This is a genomic window from Lutibaculum baratangense AMV1 (assembly GCF_000496075.1).
In the GTDB taxonomy this organism is placed as follows: domain Bacteria; phylum Pseudomonadota; class Alphaproteobacteria; order Rhizobiales; family Tepidamorphaceae; genus Lutibaculum; species Lutibaculum baratangense.
In genome coordinates, this window is sequence record NZ_AWXZ01000013.1 from 198,275 (window position 1) to 217,628 (window position 19,354).

Sequence of the window (19,354 nt, forward strand, 5' to 3'; positions counted from 1 at the left end):
AGGGCGGCGACCGTCGCTACCACCCCGGCTCCCCGGGCCGGGGCGTTCCAGCATGGAACGGTGATGATCGCTGCACTGGTTGCCCTCATTCCGACGCTTGGGGCATTCGTCCCGGTCCTGAGCGACCGTGCCGGCCGCAACATCTGTTCCATTTCGACCGGCCTGATAAGCCTGACGGCCTTCGTGCTTCTCATGACGCTCGCGCCTGGGGTGATCTCCGGCGAGGAGGTCGGCTTCCGCGCGGCTTGGATCCCCGAACTCGGCCTGAACTTCTCCTTCTTCGTCGACGGGCTGGGACTGTTCTTCGCCTCTCTCATCCTGCTGATGGGCCTCCTCGTCATCCTGTACGCGAGGTTCTATCTCGCGAGCGCGGATCCGATGGGGCGGTTCTACGCATTCCTGCTCCTGTTCCAGGGGGCGATGCTCGGAATCGTCCTCAGCGACAACATCATCCTCATGCTGGTCTTCTGGGAGCTCACCAGCCTGAGCTCCTTCCTGCTGATCGGTTACTGGAACCACCTGCCTGAATCCCGGCAGGGTGCGCGCATGTCGCTGATCGTCACCGGTGGCGGCGGTCTTGCCCTGATCGGTGGCATGCTCATGCTCGGCAGCGTCGCCGGCACATACGAGCTGAGCGAGATCATCCAGCGCCGCGACGTGGTCGTCTCCTCGCCGCTCTTCGTGCCGATGCTCGGGCTGATCCTGATCGGCGCCTTCACGAAGTCGGCGCAGTTTCCCTTCCATTTCTGGCTGCCGCACGCCATGGCGGCGCCGACGCCGGTCTCGGCCTACCTGCACTCCGCGACCATGGTGAAGGCCGGCATCTTCCTTCTCGCACGGCTGTGGCCGGTCTTCGCGGGAACGGAGATGTGGTTCCTGGTCGTCTCTCTGGCAGGCCTGACGACGATGGTGGTCGGGGCGTGGATCGCGATCTTCCGCGACGACCTGAAGGCGCTGCTCGCCTACTCGACCGTGAGCCATCTCGGGCTGATCACGATGCTGCTCGGCCTGGGGACTCGGATGGCGGCGGTGACCGCGGTGCTGCACATCCTCAACCACGCGACCTTCAAGGCCGCTCTCTTCATGAGCGCCGGCATCGTCGACCACGAGACCCACACGCGCAGCATCGCCAAGCTCGGCGGCTTGCGGAAACTGATGCCGATCACCGCGACGCTGGCGATCATCGCCTCGCTCGCGATGGCGGGCATCCCGCTCTTCAACGGCTTCGTGTCGAAGGAGATGATGCTCGAGGAGGCCAGTCACACCGTCTATGGCGGGATGCCCTGGCTGTTCCCGCTGCTGGCGACCCTCGGGGCGCTATTCTCGGTGGCCTACTCGGCACGTCTTCTCCATGCCACCTTCTTCGGCGAGACGCGGTTCCCCGACGCGAAGCACCCGCCGCACGACCCGCCCCTCGGCATGTGGCTGCCCGTGGCCATACTGGTCGTGCCCGTCATCGTCTTCGGCCTCGTGCCGGGCCTGGCGGAGCCGATCGTCAGGCTGACCGCGGCGGCCGTCATCAACGGCGAACTGCCCAACTTCTACCTCTCGCTCTGGCACGGGGTGACGCCGGCGCTCGTGATGAGCATCATCGCGGTGGCGGGCGGCCTATTGCTGCTGGCGGCGTATGGGCCGATCGAGCAGATGCGGCAGGCGGCGCCGCGACCCGAGGCGAAGCCGGCCTTCGAGCGGACCGTACGGGCGGGCGCGGCCGGCGCGTCGGGCCTGACGACGTTCCTGCACAACAACGACCTGTCGCGCTACATGTTCGTGATCGTGCTTGCCGTCGCGGGCCTGGGCGCGGCTGCGTTCTTCAACACGACGCACGGCGGCGGGACGGCCGACATGCTTGGAATGAGCCTGCCGGCGATGGTCGGTTGGCTCGCCCTGCTCACCGCCTGCGGCGTCGCCGTGGTCCGTCACCACGACAGGCTGCTCATGCTGATCGTGACGGCCATCGCCGGCCTCGTCGTGTCGCTCGTCTTCCTGCAGTTCTCGGCGCCCGATCTGGCGCTGACGCAGATCTCGGTCGAGGTGGTGGCGACCATTCTCATGCTGCTCGCCCTCAACCTCCTGCCGAAATCCACCCCGCATGAGACGAGCGCGGGCTTGAGGGCCGGTCACGGCGTCACCGCGCTCTTCTCCGGAGTGGCTGTCGGCGCTCTCGCCCTCTCCGTCCTCACGCGCGGCTACCAGACGATATCCGACTACCACATCGCTCAGGCAAAGCCCGGCGGTGGCGGCACGAACGTCGTGAACGTCATCCTCGTCGATTTCCGTGGCTACGACACCTACGGCGAGATCATCGTGCTCGGCATCGCCGCTCTCGTCATCTTCGCCCTTCTGGACCTCGGCCCGAAGGCACGTCAGGCCGCCGGCGCGATGGCGCGGCCGCTCTCGTCACGGAGCGGCGAGCCGCACCCGATCATGCTGGTGGTGGTCACGCGCGTGCTCCTGCCTCTGGCGCTGACCGTCGGCATCTTCATCTTCCTGCGCGGCCACAACATGCCCGGCGGAGGGTTCATCTCCGGCATCGTCGTCGCGATCGCCTTCATCATGCAGTATGTCGCGAGCGGTTACGCCTGGGCGCACGACCGTCGTCGTCTCGACGGCCAGCTTATGATCTCCGCGGGGATCCTGATCGCCGGCGCGACGGGGGTCGCCTCCTGGCTCTTCGGATCGCCGTTCCTCACCAGCACCTACGACTATTTCCACATCCCGCTCATCGGCGAGGTGGAGCTCGCCTCGGCGCTGGCCTTCGATCTCGGCGTCTTCCTCGTGGTCGTCGGTACCGTCCTCCTGAGCCTGTCCACCATTTCCCGCGCCGAGGCGATCGGCGACGAGATGGAGCAGGCCGGAACGCTGCCGAAGCCCGCGCTAGGTCCGGAACCGGCGGCTTCGCAACCCGCAGCGCCCGCCCCTTTCGCGCGTGAACGGCAGAAGGAGCCTGTCTGATGGAGCTTCTCGTCGCCTCCGGCATCGGCTTTCTCACCGCGACCGGAATCTACCTCATGATGCGCCGGAGGACGCTGCCGATCGTGGTGGGGCTCACCTTCCTGTCCTACGGGGTCAACCTGTTCCTGTTCACGATGGGCCGCCTGACGATCGGCGCGCCCCCGATCTACGAGGGCAGCAACATCCTCTACGCCGATCCGCTGCCCCAGGCCCTGGTGCTGACCGCGATCGTCATCTCCTTCGGCATGACCGCGCTGATCGTCGTGCTTGCGCTCCGCAGCTTCCTCGATACCGGATCCGATGCGGCGGCCATCGGCCCGGAGGACATGGTGCGTGACTTCGGCCCCGAGCCCCGAGGCAACGAATGGTGAACCACTGGATCATCCTGCCGGTCATCCTGCCGGCCCTGACCGCGGCGGTGCTCGTGCTGATGCGCCACGCGGGCCTCGGCGCGCAGCGCTGGGTGTCGGTGGGAGTGACGGCGTTCCTCGTCGGGAACGCGCTCTATCTGTGGAGCCTGGCCGCCGGCGGGCCAGAGGCCTATTTCCTCGGCGACTGGCCGGCGCCCTTCGGCATCGTGCTCGTGCTCGACCGCCTGTCGGCGCTGATGCTCGTCGTGACGTCGGTGATCGCGCTGGCGGCGCTTCTCTATGCCGTGATCGGCTGGGACGCCCGTGGGCAGCATTTCCACGCGCTCTTCCAGTTCCAGCTTCTCGGCATAAACGGGGCGTTCCTCACGGGCGACCTGTTCAACCTCTTCGTCTTCTTCGAGATCCTGCTGATCGCCTCATACGGGCTCGTGCTGCACGGTGGCGGGGCCTGGCGCATGAAGTCCGGCTTCCAGTACGTCGCGATCAATCTCGTCGCGTCCACCGTCTTCCTGTTCGGGGTCGGCCTGATCTACGGGGTGACGGGCACGCTCAACATGGCGGACCTCGCCGTCCGGGTGTCCCAGCTGCCGCCCGAGAACCACGCGCTCCTCAGCGTCGGATCTCTCCTTCTCTTCTCCGTCTTCGCGATGAAGTGCGCGCTCGCCCCGTTCCACTGGTGGCTGCCGACGACGTATTCAGCGACCTCGGCCCCGGCCGTGGCGCTGTTCGCGGTGCTCACCAAGGTGGGCGCCTATGCGATCATCCGCGTCCACACGCTCGTCTTCGCTTCTGGCGTCGCGGGCGTGTCGGATCTCCTGCAGCAGCTTCTGCTGCCCGCGGCGGCGCTGACGCTGATCGTCGGCTCGATCGGGGTTCTCGCGAGCAAGTCGATGCTCCAGCTCGCGTCGTTCTCGATCGTCGCGTCGATGGGCACGCTGCTGATCGCCGGCGCGGGCATCGAGGAGCGGCAGATCGCGGCCGCGCTCTATTATCTGCTCCATAGCTGCCTCGTCGGCGCCGTCCTGTTCCTGATCGTCGACATCGTCGCGGCCGGCCGGGGCACGACGATCGACCGGCTGGTGCCGGAGGCGGCGACGCCGCGCAACCTGCTTCTCGCCGCCCTGTTCTTCGGCGCGGCCATCGCCATGGTCGGCATGCCGCCGCTGTCGGGCTTCGTCGGCAAGGTGGCGATCCTCAGCTCGATCCGCGAGAACGGAGCCGGCTTTGCGGGCTGGGCGGTGATCCTCGGCACGAGCCTGCTCCTGCTCGTGGGCTATCTGCGGGCGGGCAGCACATTGTTCTGGAAGGCACCCGCCGTCGCCGCCCTGGCTGCGGAGCCGTCGAAGGCCAGGCCGGTCGGGGCTGCTCCGATCGCCATCGTCGCGACGCTCCTCGTGTTCACCGGCGCGCTGACCGTGCTCGGCGGGCCGGTGATGGACGCGATGACAGCCACGGCGCGGGAGCTCCTCGACCAGGGCCGCTATATCGGCGCGGTGCTGCCGGAAACCGATCTCGCCATGCAGGAGCCGTGAGATGACCGCCACCATTCTCCCACATCCTCTGCTGAGCCTTGCCGTCTTCGTCGTGTGGATCCTGCTGTCGAACCACGTCTCGGTCGGCGTGTTCGTCCTGGCGGCGGTCATCGCCGTGGCGGTGCCGAGCATGACTGCCGTCTACTGGCCCGGCCGCCCGTCGGTCAGACGGCCCATGGTGATCCTCGAATACGCGGCGATCGTCCTCTACGACATCGTGGTGTCGAACATCGAGGTCGCGAAGCTCGTCCTGTTCCGTCGCGGCGACAGCCTGAACTCGACGTTCATCACGGTCCCGCTCGACCTGGAGTCTCCCGAGGCCGTGACGGTCCTCGCCGGCACGATCACCATGACGCCTGGGACGCTCACCGCCGACTACGACCACGAGGGCCACACGCTCATGGTCCACTGCCTGAACCTCAAGGACGAGGCGGAGGCGGTGGCCCAGATCAAGCAACGCTACGAAAGTCGCCTGCTAAGGATCTTCCAGTGATCTTCTATGCTTCCGTCTTCGCGGCCGTCGCCGTTTCCATCGCCAGCCTGCTCACGCTCTACCGGCTGCTGATAGGGCCGCACGTGACCGACCGGATCCTCGCGCTCGACACGCTGACGATCAACGCCATCGCGCTGATCATGCTGGCGGGGATCTTCTGGGAAACCACGACCTTCTTCGAGGCCGCGATGCTCTTCGCGATGGTCGGTTTCGTGGCGACCGTCGCATTCTGCAAGTACATCGTGCGCGGCAACGTGATGGAGTGAGCGGATGTACCTGATCGCGGATATCGTCATCAGCATCGTTCTCGTGATCGGCGGGTTCTTCATCTTCGTCGGCTCTTTCGGCCTTGCGAAGTTGCCGGACACGATGCGACGTCTTCACGGGCCCACGAAAGCGACGACCCTCGGGGTGGGGAGCATCCTGATCGCCTCGATGCTCTACTTCCTGATCGGGCAGGGTAACCTGTCGTTCCACGAGCTCCTGGTCACGATCTTCCTCTTCCTGACGGCGCCCGTTTCGGCCAACGTCATCGCGAAGGCGTATCTGCGCAAGAACGGCGACGGGAAGAGCGACGCGGATGCGGAACGGAGGACGCCGGCCGAGAAGGCCGCTCCGGTCCGCTGAGCCTGCCGTGTCGATCTGAGGAGGTGCGTCTGCGATGACGGGAGCCCGGCAGATCGGACCGACCGACGTTCTGCTCGCGGTCGACGTTCAGAACGACTTCTGCAGCGGCGGCGCTCTCGCCGTTCCGGGTGGCGAGGACGTGGTGGCGCCGGTCAACGCGCTGCTCGCGCGATTCTCAAATGCGGTTCTGACGCAGGACTGGCACCCGGCGGGGCACTCCTCCTTCGCCTCCTCGCACGCGGGACGGCGGCCCTACGAAACGGTCGAGGCGGAGTACGGGCAGCAGGTCCTGTGGCCCGACCACTGCGTCCGGGGCACGCGAGGCGCGGCCTTCCATCCCGCGCTCGAGGTCGACAGGGCTCAGCTCATCCTGCGCAAGGGCTTCCACCCGAAGATCGATTCCTACTCCGCCTTCTACGAGAACGACCGCACGACGCCGACGGGCCTCTCGGCCTACCTGCGCGAGCGCGGACTTTCGCGGATCGTCATCTGCGGTCTCGCCACCGATTTCTGCGTCGCGTGGTCGGCACTCGACGCCCGCCGGCACGGCTTCGACGTGCTGATCGTCACCGATGCCTGCCGAGCGATCGACCTCGATGGCTCGCTCGCTGCCGCCATGGGCGAGATGAACGAGGCGGGCGTGCAACCGGTGGCGAGCCACGATCTGGTCTGACGGAGCCGGCCGCAGTCTCTGCGAAGGGGCATCGCTGCCGCGCGTGCCGTGATACGCTTCGATCATGGACGGCATCCGCTTCACGCCATTCGCGACTTCGATCGGCACCTGCGCCGTCGCCTGGCGAGGGGAGCGGCTCGTCGCGGTGCAACTTCCCGAGCGCGACGAGGACGAGACGGTCCGTCGGATCCGGCGCCGGCATCCCGGTGCCGCCCCTGGCGAGCCTGGGCCGATGGGGCAGGCCGCCATCGGGGGAATCGTCGCGCTCCTCGCCGGGGAGGCGAGGGATCTGGGCAGCATCGATCTCGACATGGATCACCTGCCGGAGTTCGACCGCTGCGTCTACGAGGTGGCCCGGAGGATTCCGCCGGGCACGACCATGACCTACGGGGCCGTGGCGCAACGTTGCGGCCGCGCCGTCGCGGCGCAGGCAGTCGGCCGGTCGCTCGGCCGCAATCCCTTTCCGATCATCGTGCCCTGCCACCGCGTGCTGGCTGCCGGCGGGCGCATCGGCGGGTTCTCGGCGAATGGCGGGATCGACACGAAGCGGCGGATCCTCGCGATCGAGAGCGCGCATGCGATGGGCCCGCCGACGCTCTTCGATTGTCTGACCTCCTGAGGAATCACAGCATCGGCAGGTGGCGGGGCTTTCGCCCGAGGGGAAAGGCCTCCTCGATGCGGCCGATCTCCGTCTCGTCGAGGACGAGACGTCCCGCCGCCGCGTTCTCCGCCACGTGGCCAGCCGCCGAGGCCTTCGGGATGGCGAAGTGACCGGGCCGGCGCGTGAGAAAGGCGAGCGCCACCTGGCGCGGCGTGGCGTCGTGAGCCTGCGCGATGTCGGCGAGGGTGCGCCCGCCGGCCGAGCCCGGCTCCGGAAAGTCGTCGTGGCCGAAGGGCGAGTAGGCCACGAGGGCGACGCCGTTCCTCTCGCACCAGCCGGACACCTCGTGCTCGATGGCCCGCTCCCCCAGGTGGTAGAGCACCTGGTTGCAGGCTATCCGTTCCTTTCCGGCGATCTCCTCCAGTTCATCGAGGTCGTCGACGTCGAAGTTGCTGACTCCCCAGGACAGGATCTTGCCTGCTTCCAAGAGGCTCTCCATCGCCTCGACGGTCTCCGCGAGCGGGATGCTGCCTCGCCAGTGAAGGAGGTAGCAGTCGAGCCTGTCCGTGCCGAGGCGGCGCAGCGAACGCTCGCATGCGGCGGGCGCGCCGCTGCGCGAGGCATTCGAGGGCAGAACCTTCGAGACGAGGAACACCTCGTCGCGGCGCCCGGCGATGGCTTCGCCGACGAGTGGTTCTGCCTCGCCGTACATCTCCGCGGTATCGATATGGGTCGCACCGAGATCGATCCCGTGCCTCAGGGCGGCGACCGCTGTCCGCCGGTCCGCCTCGTCGAGAAACCACGTGCCCTGGCCGATGACGGACACTGCGCGCGTGGCGGCACCGAAGCTCTGGGTTCTCATCGCTCGCTCTTCTCAGGGGTGGGGAGGACGAGTATCTCCGACACGTCCACGTGGCGAGGCTGGCTCACCGCATAGATGACGGCGCGCGCGACGTCCTCCGGTCGCAGCGCGTGCGGCTTGGCCTCTTCGAAGAAGGGCGTGTCGACCATGCCGGGCTCTATGAGTGTCATCCGGACGCCGGTTCCGGACAACTCTTCCCGCAGATTGTAGCCGAGGCCGGTCACCGCCCATTTCGTGGCGCCGTAGAGCGAGCCGCTGAGCGGCATGCGTCCTGCCCGGGAGCCCGTGAGGAGGATATGTCCTTCGGCGCGCCGCAATTCCGGCAGGCACACCTTCGCCGTGAGGGCGCAGCCATAGACATTCGTCATGAGCATGTCGCGCCAGTTCTCCGGGTCACCGTGCTCTACCCCGGCTCCCGTCGAGCCGATACCGGCATTCGCGAAGGCGACGTCGACCGTTCCGAACCGCTGCAGTGCCGCCTCCACCATGGCCCGCTGGTCCTCGAGACTGGCGACATCGCAGCCCACAGCGATCGCGCGGGAAGTGCCGATCTCCGAGACGAGCCCATCGAGCTTCTCGCGCGAGCGAGCCGCGAGGACGAGGTCATAGCCGGCCTCGGCGGCGGCCCGCGCCGTGGCCGCTCCGATCCCGCTCGACGCGCCGGTGATGAGAAATGTCGGCATGAAGGCCTCCATGGAGTTGATCCATCGGCGGGAGGTGTCGCCGCCGATGGCGGAATCAAGCCGGTCGCAGAAAGGGTCGCCTCGGGATGGATTGTGGCCGGCGCCGTTCCGCCCTCACCGTGCGGATGGGACACGGGGGCGTGCCAAGGATGAGGAAACTCCAGATGGACGGGCCGATCTGCTTCTTCGCCAAGTGGTCGGCCCACCTTGTTGTGGCGGCGCGGCATGAAGCGGCCGAATATCTCAAGTGTGCAGATTATCGTAAACGGTCTAGTCGGCGAAATTAACCGATCCAAAATGCCCGGATACGAATGTATAACTCCTGAGGCGGAAAGATATCGCGCCGAACTCGCCCGCCCTTCTGCAAACATCTGATGTGCCCTTGCTGCAACGCCCTTTGGCAAAGGGCCCCGCGCTGCTTTTTCGCCATCTTTCAGCCGGCACCCGAGGGCATAGATTGGCGTTGAGGAGCTGCCACGAGTTCTGGCGGCCCTGTGCATCGCGTCACCGCGACACCGGCTCGCTGTGGCGGGATGATGCAACGCAATGTGAGAAGGGTTACCACATGAAGCGCACGACTCTGCTGAAGGCTTCCGTCGCCGCCGCAGCGATGATCACTGCTTCGGGCGCGGCCATGGCGGCCGACGCGCCGATCTACGACAAGGGCCCCGTGGCAGCGCCGATCGCCGCAGCACCTGCGCCGCTCTGGAGCTGGACGGGCTTCTACGCCGGTCTCAACGCCGGCTACGGCTGGGGCGGCGTGAAGACCGACGAGGGCGACATCTTCGACTCCGGCACCCGCTTCGACATCGACGCCGATGGCGCCATCGTCGGTGGCCAGATCGGTTACAATTGGCAGATGGACAGCTTCGTCTTCGGTGTGGAGACGGATCTGCAGTGGGCCGACCTGAGCACCTCGCGCAGCGGCGACGTCTTCTTCGACGACGACGACATCGCTGACGGCACGTATCGCTTCGGCGCCGAGATGAACTGGTTCGGCACCACGCGTATCCGCGCCGGTTACGCCATGGACCGCTTCCTGGTGTACGCGACGGGTGGTATCGCCTACGGCGACGCCGATGTCGGCTTCACCTATGACGGCGACGTCGAGGACGTCCGGTTCGGCCGCGACGACAAGACCCGTATCGGCTACGCCGTCGGCGGCGGTGTCGAGGGTGCGATCACCGACAACCTGACGGCGAAGGTCGAGTACCTGTACGTCGATCTCGGCAGCCAGGACTATGACCTGCGCTTTCCGGACGGCGACGAGTTCACGACGATCTCCAACGAGACCGACTTCGACGCCCACATCGTTCGCGCCGGTCTGAACTACAAGTTCTGATCCCGGCCGATCGCGATCAACGGGCCGCGCAATGCGCGGCCCGTTTTCGTGAGCAATGAAAGAGCCCGCGCCACCTCGTGGCGCGGGCTCTTTGCCTTTTCAGGGACCTCAGTTGCCGTAGCGCTGCCGTTCCCAACGATGGCGGTCCATCGGGGAGATCCGCCTGTGCTCGTAGCCCCGGCGCCAATGATGCCGGGGAGGGCGATGACGCCATTCCCGGTGATGGTAGTGGCGCGGCCGGTAATGGCGGTGACGATAGTACCGCCGATCGTTGGAGATGATCGCGCCGGCGACACCGAGGCCGATGATGCCGGCCGCTGCGGCGCCCGGCGAGATGCCGCCACGGCTGCTCGCGCGGTAGCCGCTCGTCGAGAGGTAGCGCCCGGACACCCATCCGCGACGTCCGGCATAGGCGGTGTCGCACCAGCTGCCGCTGCAGCCGTAGATCTCGACGGGGGCACCACGTGGAATGGTGAGGATGCGATGGTAGCGCGTGCTCGGTCCCGTCCGCATGTTGACGTCGCCGGTCGCGTAGCCGCTCGCGGCGCTTGCCGGGGACGGGGCCCCGAGGAAGGCCGCCAGGGCAATGGCGGCGACTGGTATCCATTTGAGCATGTCATGAACCTCCGCTGTCTTCGGCGGAAGTATCGCCGATTGCCGAAGGTTCCATCACATCGGCGTGCCAACGCAAGAAGGCCCGGGCCGATACCCGGGCCTTCTGCGCTCGTGTTCAGCCGGGGCGGCTCGGATCACATGGCCGGGACGAGCTCGATCGACGTCAGGCCCGCCGCGATGTTGAGGCCGGACTGCGCCTGGATGCTCAGGGGCTGCAGCACGATGGACTCCGAGTTGCCGCCGATCAGGGCGTTCGCGCCGATGCCGACCCCGGCGGTCGCCTCGGCGGAGATGCCGTCATAGGTGCCGCGAAGCGTGTCCGGAGGCACGTCCGTGGTCGGTGCCAGGACGCCCCACACGATGACGCTGTCGGCCGTCGCGCCGATGTCGACGCCGAACTTGCGGATGTTGCCGGTGTAGGCCTGTGTGAGGCCGGTGTTGCTCTCGTAGATGCAGTTGAGCTGCTTGGTCGACCCGAAGATGAACCCGGTGCCGCCGGCGACGTCGCAGCGGAGGACGCCCGCCTCGACGCGCTCCTGTGCCTGGGACGGTGCGGCCGCCAGCACGCCCGATGCCAGGGCGATTGCGGCCAGAATGCTTCGTGTCATGTCGACGCTCCAGATGGTGCAAGAAGGGCTGCCGACCGGCTGTCGCTGCAACGTGCCGGTCTGCTCCCTCACAACGCGAAGAAGAGCCGGCAGGTTCGAGGGATCAGCTGCGGATGCGGTTCAGCCGCTCCGAAAGGCGGGCTGTGAGCGACCGGGGGGCGGCTCCCAGAAGCGATGCGCCGAGGCGGGTGGAAAAGCCGGGAACGCAGACGGTCTGGCGGCGCCGATAGGCGGCATAGCCCTGGCGGGCCACTTCGGCCGCGGTGAGCATCGGCATGTGCCGCGCCATCCGCGGCAGCCGCATCCCCGAGCGCTCCTGAAAGCCGGTGGGCACGGGGCCGGGGCAGAGCGCCGTCGCCGAGGCTCCCGATGCGGCGTGCTCCCGGGCGAGCGCCTCGGTGAACGAAAGGACGTAGGCCTTGCTCGCATAGTAGGAGGCCATGAAGGGGCCCGGCAGATAGGCCGCGAGCGAGGCGACGTTCAAGACGCCGCCGCGCCCCTCCACGATGCCCGGCAGGAAGCGGTGCGTGAGCTCCGTCAACGCGCGGACGTTGAGGTCGACGAGGCCCATCTCCTCGTCGAGGGAATGGGCGCCGAAGGGGCCGGTGAGGCCGTATCCGGCGTTGTTCACGAGATGGTGGACCTGCAGGCCTTCCGCTCGGGTCCACTCCAGGAGTTCGGCCGGCGCCTCACGACGACCCAGATCGAGCGGCAGCACGGAGACCCGCACCCCCCAGCGGCCGGCGACGTCATCGGCGACAAGGTCAAGCCGCTCCTCCGAGCGGGCGGTGAGGGCGAGGTCGTGGCCATGCGCCGCAAAGGCGCGGGCCAACTCCGCGCCGATGCCGCCCGACGCGCCGGTGACGAGGGCGAGGCCTTTTCCGCCACCGGTCATCGCGCCCTCCGCCTAGCGCAGCCCGCCGCAGAAGCGCTGAATGCGGCTGCAGGCATCCTCCAGCACTTCGTAGGACGTGGCGTAGGAGATGCGGAAAAACGGGGCGAGACCGAACGCCGAGCCTTGAACGACAGCCACACCCTCTTCCTCGAGCAGCGCCGTCACGAAGTCCTCGTCCGACTCCAGCTTGCGGCCCCCCGCGCTCGTCTTCCCGAGGGTCCCCGCGCAGGAGGGATAGACGTAGAAGGCGCCCTCCGGCGTCGGGCACTCGATGCCGCGCGCCTGATTGAGCATGGAGACGACGAGGTCGCGGCGCTCCTTGAAGCGCTCGTTGTTCCTGGCGATGAACTCCTGCGGCCCGTCGAGAGCCTCGACCGCCGCGTATTGCGAGATGGAGCAGGGGTTGGAGGTCGACTGCGACTGGATCGTGCCCATCGCCTTGATGAGCGGCGCCGGGCCTCCGGCATAGCCGATCCGCCAGCCGGTCATGCAGTAGGCCTTCGAGACGCCGTTCACCGTCAGCGTGCGCTCGTAGAGCGCGGGCTCGACCTGCGCAACGGTGGTGAACTCGAAGTCGTCGTAGACGAGGTGCTCGTACATGTCGTCCGTCATCACCCACACATGGGGGTGGCGCAGGAGCACCTCCGTCAGCGCCTTGATCTCCTGCCGCGTGTAGGCGGCACCGCTCGGGTTGGAGGGCGAGTTGAAGATGATCCACTTCGTCCTGTCGGTGATTGCCTCGTCGAGGGCTTCGGGCGTGATCTTGTAGCCTTGCGCAGCTGTCGTCGCGATCTCGACCGGCGTGCCGCCGGCCAGGGCGACCATGTCGGGATAGCTGACCCAGTAGGGGGCGGGAACGAGCACCTCGTCGCCCGGGTTCAGGGTCGCCATCAGCGCGTTGTAGAGGACCTGCTTTCCGCCGGTCCCGACGGTGATCTGCTGGGGCGTGTAGTCGAGCCCGTTCTCGCGCTTGAACTTTCGCGAGATCGCTGCCTTGAGCTCGGGAATGCCGTCGACGGCCGTGTACTTCGTGAAGCCATCCTGGATGGCCCGGATGGCCGCGTCCTTGATGTTCTGGGGCGTGTCGAAATCTGGCTCGCCCGCGCCGAGGCCGATCACGTCGCGACCGGCCGCTTTCAGCTCGCGCGCCTTGTTGGTGACCGCGATCGTGGCAGAGGGCTGAATGCGTGAAAGGGAATCGGCGAGAAAGCCCATGATGGCTCCTGAAGCGAGGACGAAAGGCGCCGAACCCTATGCCGCGGCCCTCGCGCGTTCAAGACGCCAAAAAAGCCGAGTCGCATCCCCGGTCGAAAAGGGCCGGGGCTGGTGAGCCCCGGCCAAGTCGGCACCGTCGATTTGAGTCGACCGGTACCACCCCTAAGAGTAGAGGCGCAGTGTGCGCCCTCGGACTTCTGCGCGTGCCGGAGGTGAACGATCCGGCTCGCCAAACCGGCCGCGGGATCCCGCGCGGACGGCTAATCTCGTCGCCACTATAGGCGCCATAGGGCACCGCTGCACCGAAAGTTTCAACCGTGGGTACAAAGCCGAACGGACGGTTGCATCGGGTGGTGTCCCCGGCGATCACGCCGCCTTCTTGTTGAGCGAGCTCTCGGCGAGCTTGGACAGGAGCTCGTCGGCGTGGTTCTCCTCGTCGAGCGTCTGCTTGAGGAGCGTCGCCGCCTTGTCGTGGCCGAGCTGCTTTGCCCAGGCGATGAGCGTGCCGTAGCGCGAGATCTCGTAGTGCTCGACGGCCTGCGCTGCGGCGATCATGCCGGCGTCGAGGGTGTTCTTGTCCTCGGCCTCGTTCATGATCTCCTTGCCTTCCTCGAGGATGCCGTGGATCGCGTCGCAGTACTCGCCACGGGCGCGCTTGCCAACCATCTCGAACACCTGCTCGAGACGCTCGATCTGGCCCTCGGTCTCGTCCCTGTGCTCTTCGAATGCCTTGCGCAGGTCGTCGCTCTCGGCCTTCTTGGCCATCTTCGGCAAGGTCCGCAGGATCTGCTTCTCGGCATGATACATGTCCTTCAGGAAATGAAGGAAAAGATCGTCCAGCGATTTCATAGCCATGTCGCGCCCTTCTCGGGTTCGAGCCGCGCCGGTCTCGGAGTGCCGGATCAAGCGTCCGCTCCCCGCCGGCCTTCCGGCTGAGAACGGAACTGCCGGGAGGCCGGTTCCGGTCGCCGCACGCCCGATGAGCCGTGGAACTGCCACAATTTTTCCCTTCATTCGCATGGCACCGGGCACGCCGTCGCCGCATTGGGACGGTCTCCTCCGAAGACGAAGCAGTGGCGAACGCGGAGGCATGCGGATGGAACGCAGCTCGAAGAAGCCGGCAGCCCTGGGGCGCGCGCTGCGTGTCCTCGCCCTCACGCTCGTCCTCTCGACACTGCCTCCGCTGCAGCTTCTCCCTCAAGCGGATGCCGGTGAGCCCGGTCCTGCGCGGCTTTGGACGATCGACTACGCGAACGCGGCCGCCCTCCAGCGCCTAGACGTCGTCTCACTCCGTGCTGCCGTCCCTGCCGTCACCGACCCGGCGAGCCAGAAGATCCACCTCGGCCTCGTGCTCATTCTCCTGGCGGTATCGGGCGCCGGCACACTGAAGCTGTGGCATGGCGCGGTCCGCGGGATCGGCCGGTGACCGCGGTGATGCGGAAGCGGAGCCTGCGGCTGGCGTTCCTGGTCTTCGGGGTGATCGCGGTCCTCGGCGTGCTGCTGGTGATCGACGGCCTGCGCCTGCGATTCGAGCAGCAGACGCCGCCCGCCGGCGTGGTCGCCGGCGCCTCCCGAGGTGCGGAGCCATAATCGCGTCAAAGATTCTGTCCCCCCTCGTCGCAATCGCGGCTCTGCCTTGCCGCAGAGTCGTGGAGTCATGACGGGATGATGACCGTCGCTCCCGCCCCCGTTCCCTATGTGCTGCGATTGCTCCCGACGCTCCTGCTCCTGCTGGCATGGATGACGGTCAGCTCGCCTTGCGGCGCGCAGGACCAACAATCCGCCGGTGCGGGCGACGCCGATCCGGCGCAGACCGCCAGCGTGTTCCTGCCGCGTCCCGAGGTCGGGATGGCCGCCGGCCGCGCCGCCACGGCCGACATCACCGCATTCACGAGCCGAGAGGTCCTCTTCGGCCTGTTCGTGCTGATCGTCGGGTTTGCCGCCCTTCTGGTTCTCCTGCCCTCGGGCATCAAGCCGCACCGTGGCGGGCGCCGAGGGCAGCGCGATCTCTTCAGGTAGAGCCCTCAGCTCGGAGCGGACTGCGGGAAGGCCGGCAGCCGCTGCGGAAAGGCCTCGAGCCACTGGACGAGCCCCGGGCGGCCGTCCCTCCAGCTCCGTCCCTGTCGGAAGTCGAGATATTCGAGCGCGCAGGCGAGCGTGATGGTGCCGATATCGATGTCGTCGCCCGGCAGGTTACGCTCCAGCGCGTCGAGCGCGCGCTCGATCTTCCCCGCCTGGCGGTCGAGCCACGGTTGGTGCGCCTTCTCCTCCGGCCTGAAGCGGCCCTCGTAGACCTGCAGGATGGCGGCATCCAGGATGCCGTCGGCCAGGGCCTGGAGCGTGAGCGCCGCGAAGCGCCGCTGTCCCTGCGGAATGATCTTGCCGCCGCCGGCGAGATGGTCGAGATATTCCACGATCACGCGGGAATCGAACAGGGTGGTGCCGTCCTCCAGCACGAGGACCGGGATCTTGCCGAGCGGGTTCTGCGTGCGGAGATTGTCCTCGGGGTCGCTCGTGTCCGCCTGCACGACCTCGATGCGGTCGGCGAGGCCGAGATGGGCGGCGGCCACCTTCACCTTGCGGCCGAAGGGGGAGGCGGGCGAAGAGCGCAGCGTGAGCATGTCGTGCCTGTCCGGGATGTTCGAGGAGGCTTCGTGGAGCAGGGGAGAGTAGTTATCTCCTGCGGCGCCGCAAGCCCCGCCGCCGCACCGGACAAGCCCGTGTTGCCGTTGCCGCAGGGCCGGGCTAGAGCCTGCGGATGACACGCGTCCGCGCCAACCTCCTCCTCCTCGTTGCAGCCTTCATCTGGGGAAACGCCTTCGTCGCCCAGGCGACGGCGATGGACAAGATGGGCCCCTACGCCTTCGTGGGGGTCCGGTTCCTGCTCTCTGCGATCGCCGTCCTGCCCTTCGCTCTCCTCGAGCGCCGCCGCGGCGACACGCCCCTGTCGGCTGCGGACAGGTGGCTGATCCTCCTCATCGGGATCGTCTTCCTTCTGGGGAACGTGCTGCAGCAGGTCGGCATCAAGCACACGACCGTGACGAATGCCGGGTTCCTCACGGGCCTCTACGTCGTGATGGTGCCGTTCATGGCGTGGGCGGCCTTCCGAATGCCGCCGAACCCGATCGTCTGGCCGGCCGCCATGCTCTCGATCTTCGGAACGTTCCTCCTCGGCGGGGGCGGGTTCGATCCGCCGGGGCCGGGAGACCTGCTCGTCGTCTCGAGCGCGGTCCTGTGGGCGGTGCACGTGACGGCGGTGGGGGTGGCGGTGATGCGCACGAGCCGGCCGCTCCTGATCTCGGTGGCGCAGTTCGCTCTGTGCGGGATCCTGTCGCTTGCCGCAGGTATCTGGCTTGAGCCTCTCTCGATGGCCGCCGTCGTGGCGGCGCTGCCGGAGCTTCTCTATGCGGGCCTCGTGTCCGGCGGGATCGGCTTCACGCTGCAGGTGATCGCGCAGCGCTGGGCGCCGCCCGCCGACGCCGCCGTGATCCTCTCCGCGGAAGCCCTGTTCGCGGCGCTGGCAGGAGGTGTTCTTCTCGGTGAGCGCCTGGGCCTCGTCGGCTGGTCCGGCGCGGCCTCGATCTTCTGCGCAATCCTGATCGTGCAGCTCGTGCCCCTCATGCGCCTGCGCGCCTCCGCACCCTGACGACGCGGCGATGTGACTCCGCGTCAATCGTCTTGCGCCCGGAACGAATGGCTGAAACCATATTGTCCCACTAAGGCTTGGGGCGGACCGCCCACGGACCTTCCGCGGCAACAACGTCCGCTCCCATCAGACGGGAGGATGCGACATGCCGGGACCACAGGAGGGCGGCGCAGGCGGTAGATGCATCGCCATCGTCGGCCCCTATCTCAGCGGCAAGACGAGCCTGCTCGAAGCCATACTCGAACGCTGCGGGGCCATTCCGCGTGCGGGGCGCGTCGGTGACCGGAACATGGTCGGCGACGCCTCGCAGGAGGCTCGCGAGCACGGCATGAGCGTCGAGGCGAACGTTGCCACCGTGGAGTTTCTCGGCGATCGCTACACCTTCATCGACTGCCCCGGCTCCGTCGAGTTCCTGAACGAGGCCCGGGCCGTCCTGCCCGCCGTCGACGCGGCGATCGTCGTGGCGGAGGCCGACGAGAAGAAGGCGCCGGCGCTGCAGCTCATCCTGAAGGAGCTCGAGGATCTGGGCGTGCCGCGGCTCGTCTTCCTCAACAAGATCGACAAGGCCGACGCGGCCCTGCGCGAGGTGCTCGAGTGGCTGCAGCCGGCGTCCGCCGCGCCCCTCGTGCTCCGGCAGCTGCCGATCTGGGAGAAGGGCATCGTCACCGGCTTCGTCGACCTGGCGCTGCAGCGGGCCTTCGTCTACCGGGAACATGCGCCGAGCGAGGTCATAGAGTTCTCCGACGAGACGAGCGAGCTCACGAGCGAGGCCCGTTTCACGATGCTGGAGAGGCTGGCCGACTACGACGACGAGCTCATGGAGCAGCTCCTCGGCGACGTCGAGCCGCCGCGCGACCAGGTGTTCGACGGGCTCGCCACCGATTTCCGGGAGGGCCTGATCGTTCCGCTCTTCCTGGGCGCCGCGGAGCGGGCGAACGGGGTGCTGCGGCTTCTGAAGGCGCTGCGGCACGAAGCGCCTGGGATCCGCGAGACCAGGGCGCGTCTCGGCTCGGCGGAGACGGGCGGTGCGGCGGCACAGGTCGTGAAGACCTTCCACACCTCCCATGGCGGCAAGCTCTCGGTCGTGCGGGTTCTCGAGGGCGAGATCGCGGACGGTGCCATCGTCCGCACGGAGGACGGGCGCGACGAGCGGGTTTCCGGCGTGTTCGATCTCCAGGGACAGGAGCCGCGGAAGCGCGGTCCGGCGATGGCCGGCGAGACGGTGGGGCTGGGGCGTCTCGAGAGCGTGCGCACGGGCGACACCCTCGGCGTGGGCTGCGTGCCGCTTCAACTTCTGTCGCTCGCCCCGCCGCAGCCGGTCCTCTGGCGGTCGCTCTCGGTCGCGGACCGCAAGGACGAGGTGAAGCTGACGGCGGCGCTCGCGAAGCTCGTGGACGAGGATCCCTCGCTCGTGCTCAACCACGACCAGGCTTCGGGGGAGCTGCAGCTCGGCGGACAGGGGGAGATGCATGTGCGGGTGGCGCTGGAGCGTCTCGCGCGCAAATTCGGCCTGACGGTCGAGGTGCAGCTGCCCCGGCCCGGCTACCGAGAGACGATCCGCAAGGCCGTGAAGCACCGGGCCCGCCACAAGAAGCAGACCGGCGGCCACGGACAGTTCGCCGATGTCGTCGTCGAGATCGCCCCGCTGGCGAGGGGCGCGGGGTTCACCTTCGGGGAGCGCATCACGGGTGGAGCCGTGCCGAAGCAGTACATCCCCTCCGTGGAGGCGGGGATTCGCGATCACCTGTCGTGCGGCCCGCTCGGATTTCCGGTCGTCGACCTGTCGGCGACGCTGCTCGACGGTTCCTACCATCCCGTCGACTCCTCCGACATGGCGTTCCGCGCCGCGGGGCGGCTGGCGGCCGCGGAGGCTCTCGCCGAGGCGGCTCCCGTGCTGCTCGAGCCGGTGATGGCGGTCGAGGTGGTGGTACCGAGCGACTGCACGTCGCGGGTGACGGCGATGGTGGCGCAGAGGCGCGGTCAGATCCTGGGCTTCGACGCGCGGCCCGGGTGGCCGGGCTGGGATGTGGTGCGGGCGCGGATCCCCGAGGCTGAGATGCGCGATCTCATCGTCGAGTTGCGCTCGGCCAGCGCGGGCGTCGGCAGCTACACCGCCTGCTTCGACCATCTGGCGGAGCTCTCCGGAAAGCTTGCGGAGCAGGTGATCGAGACGCGCCGAGCGCAGGCAGCGGCCTGAGGCACGGGCAAAAAAAGGGCCGGATTGCCAAGGCAATCC

The 19,354-nt window shown here is 67.6% G+C and carries 22 protein-coding genes; 14 read left to right on the forward strand and 8 right to left on the reverse strand.

The window, feature by feature from the left end:
- Positions 1 to 63 precede the first annotated feature (63 nt).
- From N177_RS03305 to N177_RS03340, 8 genes are all read left to right on the forward strand, one after another.
- Positions 64 to 2,955 carry a monovalent cation/H+ antiporter subunit A gene (locus N177_RS03305; protein WP_023430811.1) on the forward strand — a complete coding sequence of 964 codons (2,892 nt, stop codon included), beginning with the start codon at positions 64 to 66 and terminating at the stop codon, positions 2,953 to 2,955.
- Positions 2,955 to 3,326 carry a Na+/H+ antiporter subunit C gene (locus N177_RS03310; protein ID WP_023430812.1) on the forward strand — a complete coding sequence of 124 codons (372 nt, stop codon included), beginning with the start codon at positions 2,955 to 2,957 and terminating at the stop codon, positions 3,324 to 3,326. Before N177_RS03305 ends, N177_RS03310 begins: the two co-directional genes overlap by 1 nt.
- On the forward strand, positions 3,320 to 4,858 hold the full coding sequence (locus N177_RS03315) for a monovalent cation/H+ antiporter subunit D (protein ID WP_023430813.1): 1,539 nt from the start codon (positions 3,320 to 3,322) through the stop codon (positions 4,856 to 4,858). Before N177_RS03310 ends, N177_RS03315 begins: the two co-directional genes overlap by 7 nt.
- 1 nt (position 4,859) lies before the next feature.
- On the forward strand, positions 4,860 to 5,351 hold the full coding sequence (locus tag N177_RS03320) for a Na+/H+ antiporter subunit E (protein WP_023430814.1): 492 nt from the start codon (positions 4,860 to 4,862) through the stop codon (positions 5,349 to 5,351).
- Complete coding sequence (locus N177_RS03325) at positions 5,348 to 5,617, forward strand: K+/H+ antiporter subunit F (protein WP_023430815.1); 270 nt, start codon at positions 5,348 to 5,350, stop codon at positions 5,615 to 5,617. The genes N177_RS03320 and N177_RS03325 overlap by 4 nt, the downstream gene beginning before the upstream one ends.
- 4 nt (positions 5,618 to 5,621) lie before the next feature.
- On the forward strand, positions 5,622 to 5,978 hold the full coding sequence (locus N177_RS03330; RefSeq protein ID WP_023430816.1) for a Na+/H+ antiporter subunit G: 357 nt from the start codon (positions 5,622 to 5,624) through the stop codon (positions 5,976 to 5,978).
- Positions 5,979 to 6,012: 34 nt separating this feature from the next.
- A complete protein-coding gene (gene pncA, locus N177_RS03335) occupies positions 6,013 to 6,651 on the forward strand; it encodes a bifunctional nicotinamidase/pyrazinamidase (protein WP_023430817.1) in 639 nt (212 codons plus the stop codon).
- Positions 6,652 to 6,715: 64 nt separating this feature from the next.
- Positions 6,716 to 7,270, forward strand: coding sequence for a methylated-DNA--[protein]-cysteine S-methyltransferase (locus tag N177_RS03340; RefSeq protein ID WP_023430818.1), 555 nt, complete (start codon positions 6,716 to 6,718; stop codon positions 7,268 to 7,270).
- 4 nt (positions 7,271 to 7,274) lie between these two features.
- Here N177_RS03340 and N177_RS03345 read toward each other — a convergent pair whose 3' ends face one another.
- Together N177_RS03345 and N177_RS03350 are read right to left on the reverse strand one after the other, a co-directional pair.
- Entirely contained in the window at positions 7,275 to 8,114 is an 840-nt protein-coding gene (locus N177_RS03345; protein ID WP_023430819.1) for an aldo/keto reductase, read from the reverse strand.
- The gene (locus tag N177_RS03350; protein ID WP_040485094.1) at positions 8,111 to 8,797 is read right to left on the reverse strand and encodes an SDR family oxidoreductase; all 687 of its coding nucleotides are present in this window, start codon (positions 8,795 to 8,797) and stop codon (positions 8,111 to 8,113) included. The genes N177_RS03345 and N177_RS03350 overlap by 4 nt, the downstream gene beginning before the upstream one ends.
- Before the next feature lie 565 nt (positions 8,798 to 9,362).
- Between N177_RS03350 and N177_RS03355 the strand changes: the two genes are divergently transcribed.
- On the forward strand, positions 9,363 to 10,139 hold the full coding sequence (locus tag N177_RS03355; RefSeq protein ID WP_023430821.1) for an outer membrane protein: 777 nt from the start codon (positions 9,363 to 9,365) through the stop codon (positions 10,137 to 10,139).
- Between the two features lie 108 nt (positions 10,140 to 10,247).
- Here the strand turns inward: N177_RS03355 and N177_RS03360 are convergent, their stop codons facing one another.
- The 5 genes from N177_RS03360 to N177_RS03380 all read right to left on the reverse strand — a co-directional run bounded on the left by N177_RS03360 (position 10,248) and on the right by N177_RS03380 (position 14,327).
- Positions 10,248 to 10,754: an SH3 domain-containing protein gene (locus N177_RS03360; protein ID WP_023430822.1), complete on the reverse strand. Its 507-nt coding sequence runs from the start codon at positions 10,752 to 10,754 to the stop codon at positions 10,248 to 10,250.
- Between the two features lie 134 nt (positions 10,755 to 10,888).
- On the reverse strand, positions 10,889 to 11,362 hold the full coding sequence (locus N177_RS03365; protein WP_023430823.1) for a DUF992 domain-containing protein: 474 nt from the start codon (positions 11,360 to 11,362) through the stop codon (positions 10,889 to 10,891).
- Positions 11,363 to 11,465: 103 nt separating this feature from the next.
- Complete coding sequence (locus N177_RS03370) at positions 11,466 to 12,257, reverse strand: SDR family NAD(P)-dependent oxidoreductase (RefSeq protein WP_023430824.1); 792 nt, start codon at positions 12,255 to 12,257, stop codon at positions 11,466 to 11,468.
- Between the two features lie 12 nt (positions 12,258 to 12,269).
- On the reverse strand, positions 12,270 to 13,472 hold the full coding sequence (locus N177_RS03375) for a pyridoxal phosphate-dependent aminotransferase (protein ID WP_023430825.1): 1,203 nt from the start codon (positions 13,470 to 13,472) through the stop codon (positions 12,270 to 12,272).
- 366 nt (positions 13,473 to 13,838) lie between these two features.
- Positions 13,839 to 14,327 (reverse strand): YciE/YciF ferroxidase family protein, encoded by a 489-nt coding sequence (locus N177_RS03380; RefSeq protein WP_040485038.1) that lies wholly within the window; start codon positions 14,325 to 14,327, stop codon positions 13,839 to 13,841.
- Positions 14,328 to 14,568: 241 nt separating this feature from the next.
- On the opposite strand from N177_RS03380, the gene N177_RS03385 reads away from it, so the two are divergent.
- The 3 genes from N177_RS03385 to N177_RS03390 all read left to right on the forward strand — a co-directional run bounded on the left by N177_RS03385 (position 14,569) and on the right by N177_RS03390 (position 15,491).
- Positions 14,569 to 14,898: a hypothetical protein gene (locus N177_RS03385; RefSeq protein WP_023430827.1), complete on the forward strand. Its 330-nt coding sequence runs from the start codon at positions 14,569 to 14,571 to the stop codon at positions 14,896 to 14,898.
- 8 nt (positions 14,899 to 14,906) lie between these two features.
- Positions 14,907 to 15,062: a hypothetical protein gene (locus N177_RS21550; protein ID WP_210163423.1), complete on the forward strand. Its 156-nt coding sequence runs from the start codon at positions 14,907 to 14,909 to the stop codon at positions 15,060 to 15,062.
- A 78-nt stretch (positions 15,063 to 15,140) separates the two neighbouring features.
- On the forward strand, positions 15,141 to 15,491 hold the full coding sequence (locus N177_RS03390; RefSeq protein WP_210163424.1) for a hypothetical protein: 351 nt from the start codon (positions 15,141 to 15,143) through the stop codon (positions 15,489 to 15,491).
- Between the two features lie 5 nt (positions 15,492 to 15,496).
- On the opposite strand, the gene N177_RS03395 is transcribed toward N177_RS03390, so the two are convergent.
- A complete protein-coding gene (locus N177_RS03395) occupies positions 15,497 to 16,093 on the reverse strand; it encodes a glutathione S-transferase (RefSeq protein WP_023430830.1) in 597 nt (198 codons plus the stop codon).
- Positions 16,094 to 16,230: 137 nt separating this feature from the next.
- Here N177_RS03395 and N177_RS03400 point away from each other — a divergent pair, with 137 nt between their 5' ends.
- Positions 16,231 to 17,118 carry a DMT family transporter gene (locus N177_RS03400; RefSeq protein WP_023430831.1) on the forward strand — a complete coding sequence of 296 codons (888 nt, stop codon included), beginning with the start codon at positions 16,231 to 16,233 and terminating at the stop codon, positions 17,116 to 17,118.
- A 145-nt stretch (positions 17,119 to 17,263) separates the two neighbouring features.
- Positions 17,264 to 19,315, forward strand: a complete 2,052-nt coding sequence (locus N177_RS03405) for an elongation factor G (protein ID WP_023430832.1) — start codon at positions 17,264 to 17,266, stop codon at positions 19,313 to 19,315.
- Positions 19,316 to 19,354: the final 39 nt, after the last annotated feature.

Coding starts and splice junctions, on each gene's coding strand:
- N177_RS03305 (WP_023430811.1), top strand. CDS start 64: ATGATCGCTGCACTGGTTGCCCTCATTCCGACGCTTGGGGCATTCGTC.
- N177_RS03405 (WP_023430832.1), top strand. CDS start 17,264: ATGCCGGGACCACAGGAGGGCGGCGCAGGCGGTAGATGCATCGCCATC.
- N177_RS03395 (WP_023430830.1), bottom strand. CDS start 16,093: ATGCTCACGCTGCGCTCTTCGCCCGCCTCCCCCTTCGGCCGCAAGGTG.
- N177_RS03380 (WP_040485038.1), bottom strand. CDS start 14,327: ATGGCTATGAAATCGCTGGACGATCTTTTCCTTCATTTCCTGAAGGAC.
- N177_RS03390 (WP_210163424.1), top strand. CDS start 15,141: ATGACCGTCGCTCCCGCCCCCGTTCCCTATGTGCTGCGATTGCTCCCG.
- N177_RS03385 (WP_023430827.1), top strand. CDS start 14,569: ATGGAACGCAGCTCGAAGAAGCCGGCAGCCCTGGGGCGCGCGCTGCGT.
- N177_RS03320 (WP_023430814.1), top strand. CDS start 4,860: ATGACCGCCACCATTCTCCCACATCCTCTGCTGAGCCTTGCCGTCTTC.
- N177_RS03330 (WP_023430816.1), top strand. CDS start 5,622: ATGTACCTGATCGCGGATATCGTCATCAGCATCGTTCTCGTGATCGGC.
- N177_RS03365 (WP_023430823.1), bottom strand. CDS start 11,362: ATGACACGAAGCATTCTGGCCGCAATCGCCCTGGCATCGGGCGTGCTG.
- N177_RS03375 (WP_023430825.1), bottom strand. CDS start 13,472: ATGGGCTTTCTCGCCGATTCCCTTTCACGCATTCAGCCCTCTGCCACG.
- N177_RS03345 (WP_023430819.1), bottom strand. CDS start 8,114: ATGAGAACCCAGAGCTTCGGTGCCGCCACGCGCGCAGTGTCCGTCATC.
- N177_RS03355 (WP_023430821.1), top strand. CDS start 9,363: ATGAAGCGCACGACTCTGCTGAAGGCTTCCGTCGCCGCCGCAGCGATG.
- N177_RS21550 (WP_210163423.1), top strand. CDS start 14,907: ATGCGGAAGCGGAGCCTGCGGCTGGCGTTCCTGGTCTTCGGGGTGATC.
- N177_RS03400 (WP_023430831.1), top strand. CDS start 16,231: ATGACACGCGTCCGCGCCAACCTCCTCCTCCTCGTTGCAGCCTTCATC.
- N177_RS03315 (WP_023430813.1), top strand. CDS start 3,320: ATGGTGAACCACTGGATCATCCTGCCGGTCATCCTGCCGGCCCTGACC.
- N177_RS03350 (WP_040485094.1), bottom strand. CDS start 8,797: ATGCCGACATTTCTCATCACCGGCGCGTCGAGCGGGATCGGAGCGGCC.
- pncA (WP_023430817.1), top strand. CDS start 6,013: ATGACGGGAGCCCGGCAGATCGGACCGACCGACGTTCTGCTCGCGGTC.
- N177_RS03340 (WP_023430818.1), top strand. CDS start 6,716: ATGGACGGCATCCGCTTCACGCCATTCGCGACTTCGATCGGCACCTGC.
- N177_RS03360 (WP_023430822.1), bottom strand. CDS start 10,754: ATGCTCAAATGGATACCAGTCGCCGCCATTGCCCTGGCGGCCTTCCTC.
- N177_RS03370 (WP_023430824.1), bottom strand. CDS start 12,257: ATGACCGGTGGCGGAAAAGGCCTCGCCCTCGTCACCGGCGCGTCGGGC.
- N177_RS03310 (WP_023430812.1), top strand. CDS start 2,955: ATGGAGCTTCTCGTCGCCTCCGGCATCGGCTTTCTCACCGCGACCGGA.